Source organism: Flavobacterium sp. LM5 (assembly GCF_002017945.1).
In the GTDB taxonomy this organism is placed as follows: Bacteria; Bacteroidota; Bacteroidia; order Flavobacteriales; family Flavobacteriaceae; genus Flavobacterium; species Flavobacterium succinicans.
Map to the genome: position 1 here is coordinate 209,879 of NZ_MUFX01000005.1, position 13,190 is coordinate 223,068.

The window sequence follows — 13,190 nt, forward strand, 5'->3', positions numbered from 1 at the left end:
TTTTTTTAAGATCGCAAATTTAAAACTATTTCTAGGAGCAAGCAAAGAAAAGCGTTGGTATAATTTACTTGGTCTCTTTTTTTCCGATGGTTGATTCGAACAATTGTAAAATTCTACTGTATTCGTCTATCCAAGAATAAGTCTCTCTAAAGCCATGAGCTTCTACTGGAAATGAAGCCAAGCTCCAATTCTTCTTTCCTAGTTCGATAAAACGTTGAGAAATACGAACAATATCTTTGTACTCTACATTGTCATCAACCATTCCGTGAAGCATTAACAGATTTCCTTCCAATTTATCTGCGTAATATATTGGAGAACTTTTCTGAAACGAAATAGGATCCGTTTCAGGGAAATTCAAAATATTACCCGTATAGCCATGATTGTAATGTGCCCAATCGGTTACAGAACGCAAAGCTGCTCCTGAAGCAAACTCTTTTGGAGTCGTTAGCATCGCCATCAAAGTAATAAAACCTCCATACGATCCACCATAAATCCCTACCCTGTTTGGGTCAATTCCGTATTTGTCTACTAATACTTTTTTTCCATCTATATGATCTGAAAGGTCTTTTCCTCCCATAAAACGATAAATACCCGTTCTTACCTCTCTTCCATACCCATCACTACCTCTGTAGTCAATATCTAGTACGGTATAACCTAAATCCGTCAACAAGTTATGGAACATGTATTCTCTATGATAATTACTCCAATAATTGTGAGCATTTTGCAAATACCCAGCACCATGTACAAAAATTACTGCTGCTTTATTTGCTTTAGTTTCTTCTGGCTGGTACACTCTTGCATAAACGGTAGCACCATCTTGTGCTTTATAGGTAATCACTTCTGGTTTTCTCCATTTGTAGCTTCTGAAAGCTTCGGTAGTAGAACTTGTAATAGGACTAAGTTTTGCGTTTTTTATATTAGGCGCCACATATAATTCCCAAGGTTTGTCTTTATAAGAATAACGAACCAATAATGTCGTTTCATCAGGAGACATGCTTACTTCATGCGCTCCATCGGCAGTCAATATTGGTTGCAGAACGGTATCATTGACATTCAATTTATAAAACTCACGATTTCCAGGATGCGTAGTATTGGTCGACAAATAGAATGTTTTCTTATCTTTTGACAAGGTAACGTCACGAACTTCCCATTTGCCAGTTGTTACTTGTGTTTTCTTTTTTGTCTTCAAATTATAGGTATACAAATGAGAAAAACCCGTAGCTTCAGATTGGAAATAAATGGTTTCATTGTCATACAAAAAGCCCAAATTACCCGAACCAAATGAATAGGAAGGAATGCCAGGTCCTCCAATCCAAGCCTCGTCATGTTGGTGGTCTATTTCTTCGAAAGTACCGTTTTCTAGATTCAGATTCACCAACCAACGCTCTTTGTTGTCTTGGCTTCGGATTTCTACCACCGCAAAGGAACCCGTTTCGTTGTAGACTGGGTCTTGCGCAATAATTAACTTTTCTTCTTTGTCTTTCTTTTTCAGATTATCATATAACGCATAATATTCTGGTTGGTCTTTTATATGTGATAATTTTGAAAAATTAATCATGTAAACCGTGTCTTTGGCTACATTATAAATCCCCATTTTTGAATTGACTAGGTTTTTGACAGACACTTTTTCTTTAGTCTCAGGTGATTGGTTGTATCCGTCGGCAGTGATAAACACTTCCATTTTTTCGCTTTTCGTTTTAGCTTCCTCGGTTAGTCTGAAAGTAGCATATTGACCATTTGGGTTCATTTTAAAAGCCTCCAAATTATCCTCACCATACCAATATTCCTTTGGAAAATCCGATTTTATGGCTTTGGCTCTTTCAGCGTTCCATTTCTTTTTGGCTTCTTGGTCTCTAATAAATTGAAATAACTCGGTTTGTTGTGTTTTTAAAAATGCTTTTTCTTCTTCCTTTTTGGGTTTTGAAATTCCTTTTTTAAAATTAGTCATCTGAAGTAACGTTCCTGCTTTTGTATCCAACTGCATCAAGTTATCATTTTGCCCAAAAAACAAAACTCCTTCTTTACTTCCTAACTCTAAATTAGTGATAGAAGCAGTAGTAGCATATATTTTTTTGGTCACTTTATCTTTAATACTATAAGAAAAAATAGCGCCTTTGTTGCTATAATAGCCGACAGTACCACTCTTGTTGATTTTGATATTGTATCGAGAGAACGCAGCTTCTTCAGGTGTAGCCAATTTTGGTGCTGTGGCTCCTTTTTGCCAAAAATACGTACTTGCTCCCCATTCTTTATTAGGATTCCATTCAAAAAAAACTTTTTGGCCATCTACTGACCAACGAGGATTTTCGGGTTGCCAGCCAATGAAATCATTTCCTTTCATGATTTCTTCTAACTTAAGTGATTGGCTGAATCCAAAAAAGGAAACTAACAGTAAAAAATAGGGAAATTTGGTTTGAAGCATAGGTATTGTTTGAAATTATTTTTTTTGAGTTATTGTTTTGTTATCATTAATAACGACATGAATAGCAGAATACTAATACACTGGACTAAAGCTATTTATTAGAGAAATTTTAATCAAAATAAAAACTAAAACTACCTCAGATTGTTCTGAGGTAAGGCCTTAAAAAGAGGTAAAAGTAACGTTTTTATTTATTTAATAGTTCGAGAAATCCTTGGCCGTTATTACTGATGGATTGCAATAACTCGGTTTCAGAAACATTATTTAAAATTTTGATCTTATCAGTTGTCGTGAGATAAAAAACAGATTTCAAATTAGTATTGGGATCTAATACATACACCACTGCTTCTCCATTTTCATTTTTTTCTTGAAGAAAAGCCGGTATCCAAGAATCATTTTGCATAAACAAAATAGGGATTTTCGGTGGAACAACTGGAACCACTTCGTCTTTTTTTTCTTCTTTAATAAGTTTTTGTTTCGCTAACTCCTTATGTTTTTCGTAGCCTGGTAAATAAATTCTCAAGTTATTATCTATGGTATCACTAATTCGTTTAAAAAAACTAAGACGAACCAAAAAACCACAAACTACAAGAAAAGCAATCAATAAAATGACCCCAAAAACGTTTGCCATATTTTTTCCTAAAATAGTTTCTAAACCAAAATACTTGGCCATTCCACTACCAAATTTTGCAAAAGCGCCAAATACTTTTTGAAAAATAATCATTAAAACATAAAGGGGTAAAAGAAATAAAACACCTGCAATTGCGTTGTTTTTTAAATCGTTCCAAAGATCTTTCATACTGTTTTTTTTTTAAAGATTAATATTAAATATCGAAATGGTTCATTAGATAATTAGCTACCGCATCTTCTTTATTCGACCCAATAACTTCGAGCTGTCCTAACTTATCTTTTAAAGTATCGGGTGCGTTTTTCATAATCAACCCTTTTTGCACGGAGGCCAACATTCTTTCGTCATTAAATCCGTCTCCAAAGGCCATAGTATTTTGAAAAGAAAAACCTTCCCTATCTAAAATTTTAGCGATAGCCACGCTTTTATCAACAGATGTATCCATAAATTCTAAGCAAAAAGGCAAACTAAAAGCATGGCATAATTTATCGGAGTGATGTTCTAATATTTTGTCTTTGAGAGTTACTAAAACTTCATGTTGATCATGAGTAAAAAAAAGTTTGATGGCACTATAATCAGTAATTGTTTTAAAGTCAACGACCCTAGGCGGATAAGAAGCGTCTCGTTGAAAACTATTGATTTTATTGTTTGTTTTAGAAGTCAACCATTCTTTTTCTTTAAATAAAACCGAAGTAATTGATGGATCAATATCCAATTCAAAAACAGCTTCAATTATTTCACTTTTAATGTTGTAAGCAAAAATAAGTTCTTCTTCAGGACAATGAATTCGTGCTCCATTGGAAGTCACTAAATAAAAAGGGATCTCTAAATCACAAACAATCGCTTTAGCATCCAAATGATGACGACCAGTTGCGATAATAATCGTGTAACCTTCAAGATGTAATTTTGTAAAAACGCTTTTGGTATAGGGTGAGATTTTATGGTTCTCATTTAAGAGTGTGCCGTCTAAATCAGAAACAATTACTTTTATAGTGTGATCTTCAAACTTCATGTGCTATCTTCTTTTTTGTACAATTTAAAAAAATAAAAGCAAAAAGAAAAACGAACTGTTCGCCTAACTTTCTGGTATTACAGCGAGTTTGGAACTAAATTAAGATTTATTTTTCGGTTATCACTAAACATCCAAATACAAAACCATTTTTCCATTAAGCCTATTGCCCAAATCCGTTGTAGCTGTTCTGTTTAGTGCCTATTTTTTCAGTATGAATTTAGTTTTCTTTATTTCTTCAACAAACATTTTTTCCGTTTTCTGATTCAAAATCTCAAATCGAACTTCTCCAGAGTAGTGAATAAAACCCAATAAGTTTTCCTTTTCGTCTAAAAAATAATAATAGGCAAACTCTCCGTCGCATCTTGTTAAAACAAAGAAATGTTTAATAAATTCGGACAGTTCTGCTGTACTTACTTTTACAGCACCATTGAAACGTTTTCCAACTTTGTGATGTTTGAAATAAGCCACGGAATCAATTAACGCCTTATAATCTTTTCTTTCTTCAGTAAATTTTGAAATCCAATTTCTGTTATAATCTCCAAAAAAAATTACATTTTCAACTTTCAGATTTTCATAAAGTTTGGAAAGTTCTGCTGATAATATTTTAGTTAGACCAGCATCTGATTTGTATTCCAATTCAAACCAATTATGAGAATATATTTCCGGATAAAAAGATATTTCCTCATCTTTTTCAAAAACTCTCAATGGAAATTTTCGGTATTTAATTAAGCAAATGTCTCGGGCAATTTTTTCTAGCATAATTTTGGTTTGGCATTACACATAACTTTCTGCTTATATTACTAAATAATATGGTTTTAATCATTATTCTCGATTTGCTTGTAGGCATCGATTACTTTCTTCACCAATCGATGACGTACAATATCCTTGTCATCCAAATAAATAATTCCTATTCCTTCTATATCTTTCAAAACTAATAAAGCTTCTTTAAGTCCAGAAATCGTCCTTCTAGGCAAATCGACTTGTCCTGGATCACCAGTAATCATAAATTTAGCGCATTTTCCCATTCGAGTTAGGAACATCTTCATTTGAGAGTGCGTGGTGTTTTGCGCTTCATCTAAAATCACAAAAGCATGATCTAAAGTTCTACCGCGCATGAAGGCTAAGGGTGCAATTTGTATAATCCCTTTGGTGATTAGATCTTCAAGTTTTTCATTGGGGATCATATCTCTAAGCGCGTCATACAGTGGCTGCATGTAAGGATCTAGTTTCTCTTTCATGTCACCGGGCAAGAAACCAAGATTTTCTCCTGCTTCAACTGCGGGACGGGTAAGGATAATTTTTTTGACTTGCTTTTCTTTTAAGGCTTTTACTGCCATGGCTACTCCAGTATAGGTTTTTCCAGTTCCTGCTGGACCTACAGCAAACACCATGTCGTTTTTGTTCAAGGTATCTACCAACAATTGTTGGTTGGGTGTCATGGCTTTGATGATTTTGCCACCAACACCATGCACTAGAATTTTATCATAGTCCAATACTTTGCGATTATCCTGAGCATCATTCATAATCACTCGCTCAATTACATTCAAATCGATAGTATTATATCTGGTAAAATGCAACATGAGGCGCTGGAACTGCTTTTCAAATTCATCCAACACTTCTTTTTCGCCAAAAGCTTTTAAGGTAGAGCCACGTGCCACTATTTTTAACTTGGGATAATATTTCTTAATCATTTCAAGATGAGTATCTTGAGTGCCCCAAAAATCTTTTGGAGCAATATCAACAAGCTCGATGGTTCTTTCGTTCAAAATGGAGTAGTTTTTAATTAAAAATAATAGCTGAAATTAGTAGCTTTGCATATCTCAAATTTAAGCAAAATAGCTTAAAATTACCTGAAATAGTTATAAACAAAATTATGTCAATAATTACTCTTACTACCGATTACGGCTTAAAGGACTACTTTGTAGGCGCCCTTAAGGGTAAGATAGTATCGACAAATCCTGATCTTACAATTATTGATATTTCGCATGAAATAGATCCTTTCAACACTGTGGAGGCGAGTTATATAATAAACGCCGCCTACGCAAACTTTCCAAAAGGAACAGTTCACCTAATTGGGGTTGATATAGAATTAAACAATGAAAATCAGCATATTGCTATGCAATGGAATGATCATTTTTTTGTAGCTGCTGATAATGGTATTTTAAGTTTATTATGTCAAAAAATAGTCCCCCAAAAAATAGTTGCTATAACCATTCATGACCGATTGCATCACGGCGCCACAGACCTAGATGTTTTTGTTCAAGTCGCTTGTCATTTAGCCAAAGGAGGCTTATTGAATGTAATTGGCAAAGAAATCCAATCCTTGAAAGAGGTTACTGAAATGCAAGTCACTTTGAATGACAAAGGAGATCGCCTAACCGGTTCAGTTATGTATATCGATCATTTTGGTAACGTGGTTTCCAACATCAGCAAAAAACAATTTAATGAAACAGCCAAAGGGCGTAATTTTGAAATTTTATTAAAATCAAAAAGTATCAAGACAATACTCCCATCCTATTCGGCCATTGCCGCCTCTGGTAAATATCCCATGAAATATTATGAGGGAGAAAAGTTAGCCCTATTCAACGAAGCTGGGTATTTAGAAATTGCCATTTTCAGAAGCAACCCCTCAAAAGTGGGTTCTGCCAATAGCTTATTGGGGCTCAATTATAGAGATCCTATAACTATTCAATTTACCTAAGTCAGAATAAAATTAATAATCATTCAAAAGTCATTTTAAATGTTGGTACGAATCGTAAAATTGAGTTTTCTTCCTGAACATATTACTACTTTTTTAGAGAATTTTGAGTCCATAAAACACCAAATCAGAAACACACCGGGCAATTGTTTGTTAGAATTGTATCAAGACCAAGCCAATCCGAATATCTTTTTCACCTACAGCTATTGGGAAACCGCATCGGATTTAGAAAATTATAGACAATCGGCTTTTTTTAATGACGTTTGGACCGACACCAAAAAACTCTTCAATGCCAAACCCGAAGCCTGGAGTGTCCATAAATTAGAAAGCTTGGTGTAAAACTAGTACAATTCATAAAGACTCTAGGTTTTCAACTTAAACAAATATCGCATCATATAAATTGAAACTGAATTATAAAAATGAAATCAATCATACTAAGAGAAATAAAATCCTTTTTTGGTTCCCCTGTGGGCTATTTGGTTATTGCTTTATTCCTGCTGCTTAACGGATTATTCCTTTGGGTATTTGAAGGCGACTACAATATCCTGAATTCTGGCTTTGCCGACATGACCCCTTTCTTCACATTAGCGCCTTGGATTTTACTTTTTTTAATTCCGGCCGTAACCATGCGCAGTTTTTCGGACGAGAAAAAACAAGGTACTTTAGAATTATTATTAACCAAACCACTAAGCATTTGGGAAATAGCCTGTGGAAAATTCTTTGGGTCGCTACTGCTAATTGTAATAGCAATTGTACCTACTTTTCTCTACGTGTATATCATTTCCACTTTAGGTTTTCCGGAAGGAAACATTGATATGGGGAGCACAATTGGATCGTATGTTGGCTTGCTATTCTTAGCGGCTGGTTACACAGCTATTGGTGTATTTACCTCCACACTTTCTGAAAACCAAATTGTTGCTTTTATTATTGCAGTCCTTTTATGTTTCGTGTTTTATTTTGGTTTTGAAGGATTAGCTTCGGCTCTTGGAAATTGGAGTTCGTGGATCACAGTAGTTGGCATGCAAAACCATTATAAAAGTATGAGTCGTGGTGTGTTGGACACTAGAGATATTCTGTATTTTGTAAACATCACTATTGTATTCCTAACGTGTACCGTTTTTAATTTAAAATCTTTTAAAGCGTAATGAAAACTATTAAAAAAAGCCATTTAACTCGCTTACTCTATACTTTTGCTGTTTTATTTGTACTACAATTCCTTGGTTCGCTTGTATTTTATCGTTTGGATTTAACCAAAGACAAACGCTACACCTTATCACCGACTTCATTAAATATTTTAAAAGAAGTGAAAGACCCTATGTCGATCAAGGTCTATATGGAAGGTGATTTACCTGCTGAATTCAAGCGATTACAACAAGAAACCAAACAAATTCTAGAAGAATTTCAAGCCTACAATAGTAGTATTGTCTTTGAATTTGTAGATCCTCTAGCCCATCCAGACGAAAGTACTGAACTCATCAAAGACTTGTACAAAAGAGGACTTACTCCAATAAACATAACCGTTGATGATAAAGGGAAACAATCCCAAGCCATGGTATTTCCGTGGGCTATTGCTACTTATGACGGCAAAGAAGTAGCTATCCCGTTGCTAAAAAATCAAATGGGTTCTTCTACTACACAAAAAGTCATTGGTTCAGTACAGCACCTAGAATATTCTTTTTCTGAAGCTTTTAATAAAATCACGAAAGCCAAACAGAAAAAAGTAGCCATCATTAAAGGTAATGGAGAACTCAAAGAAGCTTTTATTGCTAAATTTTTATTACAAGTAAGAGATCGCTATTTTATTGCTCCTTTCACTTTAGATTCTGTTGCCAAAAACCCAGATGGTAGTTTACAGTCTCTCCATGAATTTGATTTGACCGTCATTGCAAAACCAACCGAAGCGTTTACTGAAAATGAAAAACAAGTCCTAGATCAGTACTTGATGCAAGGTGGAAAAACCATTTGGTTAGTAGATCAAGTGGTAGCCGAATTGGATAGTTTATACAATCCCTCTGGAGCAAGTTTGGCATTCCCAAGAGATTTGAATCTAAATGATATGTTCTTCAAATACGGCTTCCGCATCAACCCGGACCTAGTAAAGGACGAACAAGGTAGCCCCATACAATTGGCCTCAGGCGAACCTGGAAGCGCTACACGTTTTCAACAATTCAATTGGAAATTTGCACCATTGGTATCTCCAACCAGCCAACATCCCATTGTAAAAAACTTAGGAGGTATTAAATTGGATTTTGCCAATTCAATTGACACACTCAAAAACGGCATTAAGAAAACTGTTTTATTACAATCGTCTCCGTATTCCAAACGTATCGGAACACCAACAGCTATTAATTTATCGATGGTTTCAGAAACTACAAGCCCTGCTGATTATCCTAATACAGGAGGCATTCCTTTGGCAGTTTTACTTGAAGGAACGTTTCATTCCGTATTCGAAAATAGAATTAAAGGCTTTGAACAATCTAATTTCAAAAACCAAAGTGTACCCACTAAAATGATCATCGTTTCGGATGGTGACATCGTTCGCAATCAATTGGATAAAAATGACATGCCTGTCGAGCTAGGTTACGATCAGCGTAGTGGAAATTTATACGACAACAAAGATTTTTTAATGAATAGCGTCAACTATCTCTTAGACGACAATGGACTTATTAACATTCGTAGTAAAGATTTAGACCTTCCATTACTAGACAAAGAAAAAGTATATTCCCATTATACATCGATTCAAATCCAAACTATTGGGCTTCCAATTTTAATTTTAGGCGTTTTTGGATTACTATTTGTGTATCTTCGCAAACGAAAATACGCCCGATAAGTGTTAATAAAAAAATGTAAATGTAAAACTACTTTACAATATATTTGTAATCAGGTATTCTAGCCTGTTGAAATTTAGAATCCAATAAAATAAAACAATACCCATGAAATTTATAGTATCGAGTTCGTACTTATTAAAACAATTACAAGTATTAGGCAGTGTGATTAACAGCAGCAATACTTTGCCTATTTTAGATAATTTTTTATTTGAATTAGACAATACACAATTGACTGTATCTGCTTCGGATTTAGAAACCACCATGTCAGCATCGTTAGCCATCGATTCTACTAGCGTAGGTAGCGTAGCCGTACCAGCCAAATTACTTTTAGAAATTTTAAAAACGTTCCCTGAGCAACCCTTAACTTTTACGGTTGAAGAAAACAGTACTATAGAAATAAGTTCCAACTCTGGAAAATATGCACTGGCTTATGCTGCTGGCGATGAATTTCCAAAAGCTGTACATTTAGACGAACCTTCTGTAACCTTGGTACCTGCCGATGTATTGGCTACGGCTATCAGCAAAACGATATTTGCAGCAGGAAACGATGATTTACGACCAGTAATGTCTGGGGTGTTTTTTCAATTTTCTCCAGAAGGATTAATTTTTGTTGCAACCGATGCTCATAAATTAGTAAAATATGCACGTACCGACGTGACCGCTTCAGAAGTGGCTGATTTCATTATGCCCAAAAAACCATTGACTATTTTAAAAAACATCTTATCCACATCAGATGCCGAAGTTAAAATAGAATACAACAACAGCAATGCTACTTTTTCGTTCGATAATTATAACTTAATGTGTCGTTTAATCGACGGAAAATATCCAAATTACGAAGCGGTTATTCCAAAAGAAAACCCAAATAAATTAGTAATTGATCGCAGTTTGTTTTTAAGCTCTGTGCGTCGTGTGGCAATTTTTTCTAACAAAACCACCCACCAAATCCGTTTGAAAATTGCGGGTGCCGAATTGAATGTATCTGCTGAAGATATTGACTATTCTAACAAAGCCGAAGAGCGTTTGACTTGCGATTACCAAGGAGACGACATGCAAATTGGCTACAACTCACGTTTCTTAACCGAAATGTTGACCAACTTACAATCCGATATGATTATGCTTGAAATGTCATTACCTAACCGCGCCGGAATTTTAACTCCTGTAGACGGTTTAGAAGAAGGCGAAACAGTGACCATGCTAGTAATGCCGGTAATGTTGAATAGCTAATTAAACGCCTTTTACAACTAACCAAAACCAATTATTGTTATCAAATCCGTAATTCCTAACCAGTTTTACGGATTTTTTTTTTTGAATCAAAAAAGAAGATTGCATTTCATGCCTGCTTTGCCATAAATAATCCAACGGATTGAAATCTGTTGCTAAAAAAATTCAAACACAAAGATTCACAAAGTAGACACGAAGCGCTCTAACAATTAAAATAATTCAACGGATTAAAATCCGATGCTACAAAATGAAACGTTCCTCCGGAACTTTTATTAGATGATGTCCATTTTTTTCATTAAAAAGGTCGCGCTTTTATTTTGACAAATACCATCACGCAATTGATAATCAAAATACAATTCATCATTCTTTATTTCGACCTCAAAACATTTGTTAGCCAAAATCTGTGGAAACTCATTGGTGGTCAAGCAAACTTCAATATCATGCGTGGCAATAGCTCCAATCGCTTTCTTACCAATTACTTTTTTTACCACCTCTATTGTTCCGTTGCGCTTATCGTCAGAATTGGTACCACGTAAAATTTCATCTAGTAAAACAAAAGCAGGACTTTCTTCTAATCCATTCATGATTTGTTTGAGACGTTTGATTTCTGCAAAAAAGTAAGACTCACTATCCGATAACGAATCCGATAATCGCATAGAAACTAAGATAGGCAAAGGATGTATACATGCTTTTGTAGCACAAACCGGCGCACCCATTCCAGCCAAAACCATATTGACGCCTAAGCTTCGTAAAAAGGTGCTTTTGCCTGACATGTTAGAACCTGTTAAAATTAAAAACGATTGGGGACGAAAAGTAACCGTATTCCCTACTCTAGTTTGTGGATTCAATAACGGATGGCTCAAGTTTTCAAAAGCAATTTCATATGTAGCATTCAATTCTGGAAAAGCAAAATCAGGATTATTGAACGAAAAATTAGCTAAACTATGCAACATTTCAAAATCACCAATCACTTGCAAACTTTGCTCTAAATGAGCAGCATGTTGCTTTTTCCAGTTAACAATTCCATGTAAAACATGAATATTATACAAGAAAAAACCGTTGAATAAAATAGCCGTCAAAAAATTACTCGTGCTGTCCATTTTACCAAACAAATCAGATAATTGCTTAAGTTGTTGGCTAACTTGCTGCTTATCGTGTACTAATTGCTTTTGTAATTCTATGGTCTTAGTACTAGTAAACGTCTCGTTTTCTATCTTTTCGATTAGTAAACTATAATTGTACACAATTGTATTAATTTCAGAAGAATGCGCTGTTTCAGCTAAAATACGTTTTAAAAACAGCCCAGAAATTGCCAAGTTAAGCATGAACATAAGACCAAATAGCTTAGCTAAGACCAAACTCGAAGTAACGCCATATCCAATAGCCAATCCGGCAAGAACCACGGGAGCAACATAACCAACCACTAAGGCAACTTTACCAACTGCTTCACTATTAAAAATGCTCCAGCGTAATAACTTTTGATACTGTACCTTACTATCTCCGCCTACTTTGGCTATCGCCAAAAAGGACTGACGCCAATCGATTTTGTCGCGTAACTCTTTAACTGCTTCTTGAGTCTCAGCTATGGCAGTAGCGGTATTTATTTTTAACAAATGTGATGCTAAAGTATTTTTACCCATAAAAGTGCCCGTTCTATTCAAGCTTTGAAACAACGATTGCTCTCCAAAAATATCCAGATCGTACGCGTACGGATGATGAAAATCATTGTATTCAATACCGTTTTCAAAAGGAATGCTTTTTCGTTCTAAAAAATTAATTTCATCCGAATTGATTGCGACTAAAGCTTCGGTGATTTTCTTTTGATACGCTATTCGAGTGTGCCAACGCATCAGTACAAAAAAAGCTACAACCGACAAACTTCCTAAAACAACTAAACCAAAACTATCACTTTTTTGATAACCATAAATAGCCACGATCACTCCCAAAACAGCTGCTAAGCGCCCCAAACTGATCCGATTGTATTGCAATTGTAGTTGCTTTACTTGCGCTTCAAAATGTGCTTTATTTTGTATGTAGATTTCCATTTTTTTCTGTTAGATGAAAAGCAAATATAAGCGATTCACCCACATCAAACGAAAGAAAAAGGAAAAAGACGAATTGCTCTGAGGACTGCATCTACAAATAACTTCGAATGGAGTATGTTTTGAAAACTGAGCAATTACAAAAAAAGTAATGAGAATACTTGTAATTGTAACGATCATTCATGGGTACAATGCACTATCAATTTCTTTCACTAATATCATTTAAAAATCTAAGATTACCATTGCATTTAATAGTAAAACTGACTATTTCGTATTAGTTTGTAGTTGTTTAAATCAGTATAAAACCATTGCCGTCATAAAACAATCCCTACACAATTAATT

Annotated in this window: 11 protein-coding genes; 5 read left to right on the forward strand and 6 right to left on the reverse strand. The window is 34.8% G+C overall.

What is annotated here, in order from left to right:
• Positions 1-64: 64 nt before the first annotated feature.
• The 5 genes from BXU11_RS14800 to BXU11_RS14820 form a co-directional block, all read right to left on the reverse strand.
• Complete coding sequence (locus tag BXU11_RS14800; protein WP_078213106.1) at positions 65-2,422, reverse strand: prolyl oligopeptidase family serine peptidase; 2,358 nt, start codon at positions 2,420-2,422, stop codon at positions 65-67.
• A gap of 184 nt (positions 2,423-2,606) precedes the next feature.
• Positions 2,607-3,218 carry a hypothetical protein gene (locus BXU11_RS14805; RefSeq protein ID WP_078213107.1) on the reverse strand — a complete coding sequence of 204 codons (612 nt, stop codon included), beginning with the start codon at positions 3,216-3,218 and terminating at the stop codon, positions 2,607-2,609.
• A 25-nt stretch (positions 3,219-3,243) separates the two neighbouring features.
• Positions 3,244-4,059, reverse strand: a complete 816-nt coding sequence (locus BXU11_RS14810) for a Cof-type HAD-IIB family hydrolase (protein WP_024980860.1) — start codon at positions 4,057-4,059, stop codon at positions 3,244-3,246.
• Positions 4,060-4,257: 198 nt separating this feature from the next.
• On the reverse strand, positions 4,258-4,764 hold the full coding sequence (locus BXU11_RS14815) for a hypothetical protein (protein ID WP_139363519.1): 507 nt from the start codon (positions 4,762-4,764) through the stop codon (positions 4,258-4,260).
• A 110-nt stretch (positions 4,765-4,874) separates the two neighbouring features.
• On the reverse strand, positions 4,875-5,825 hold the full coding sequence (locus tag BXU11_RS14820) for a PhoH family protein (RefSeq protein ID WP_078213109.1): 951 nt from the start codon (positions 5,823-5,825) through the stop codon (positions 4,875-4,877).
• A gap of 107 nt (positions 5,826-5,932) precedes the next feature.
• Here BXU11_RS14820 and BXU11_RS14825 point away from each other — a divergent pair, with 107 nt between their 5' ends.
• From BXU11_RS14825 to dnaN, 5 genes are all read left to right on the forward strand, one after another.
• On the forward strand, positions 5,933-6,760 hold the full coding sequence (locus BXU11_RS14825) for an S-adenosyl-l-methionine hydroxide adenosyltransferase family protein (protein ID WP_024980862.1): 828 nt from the start codon (positions 5,933-5,935) through the stop codon (positions 6,758-6,760).
• 39 nt (positions 6,761-6,799) lie between these two features.
• Positions 6,800-7,096: a putative quinol monooxygenase gene (locus tag BXU11_RS14830; RefSeq protein ID WP_024980863.1), complete on the forward strand. Its 297-nt coding sequence runs from the start codon at positions 6,800-6,802 to the stop codon at positions 7,094-7,096.
• A gap of 80 nt (positions 7,097-7,176) precedes the next feature.
• On the forward strand, positions 7,177-7,902 hold the full coding sequence (gene gldF / locus BXU11_RS14835; protein ID WP_024980864.1) for a gliding motility-associated ABC transporter permease subunit GldF: 726 nt from the start codon (positions 7,177-7,179) through the stop codon (positions 7,900-7,902).
• Positions 7,902-9,587: a gliding motility-associated ABC transporter substrate-binding protein GldG gene (gene gldG, locus BXU11_RS14840; RefSeq protein ID WP_078213110.1), complete on the forward strand. Its 1,686-nt coding sequence runs from the start codon at positions 7,902-7,904 to the stop codon at positions 9,585-9,587. The genes gldF and gldG overlap by 1 nt, the downstream gene beginning before the upstream one ends.
• Before the next feature lie 103 nt (positions 9,588-9,690).
• Entirely contained in the window at positions 9,691-10,809 is a 1,119-nt protein-coding gene (dnaN, locus tag BXU11_RS14845; protein ID WP_024980866.1) for a DNA polymerase III subunit beta, read from the forward strand.
• 269 nt (positions 10,810-11,078) lie between these two features.
• Here dnaN and BXU11_RS14850 read toward each other — a convergent pair whose 3' ends face one another.
• Positions 11,079-12,851 carry a DNA mismatch repair protein gene (locus BXU11_RS14850; protein WP_078213111.1) on the reverse strand — a complete coding sequence of 591 codons (1,773 nt, stop codon included), beginning with the start codon at positions 12,849-12,851 and terminating at the stop codon, positions 11,079-11,081.
• Positions 12,852-13,190 lie beyond the last annotated feature (339 nt).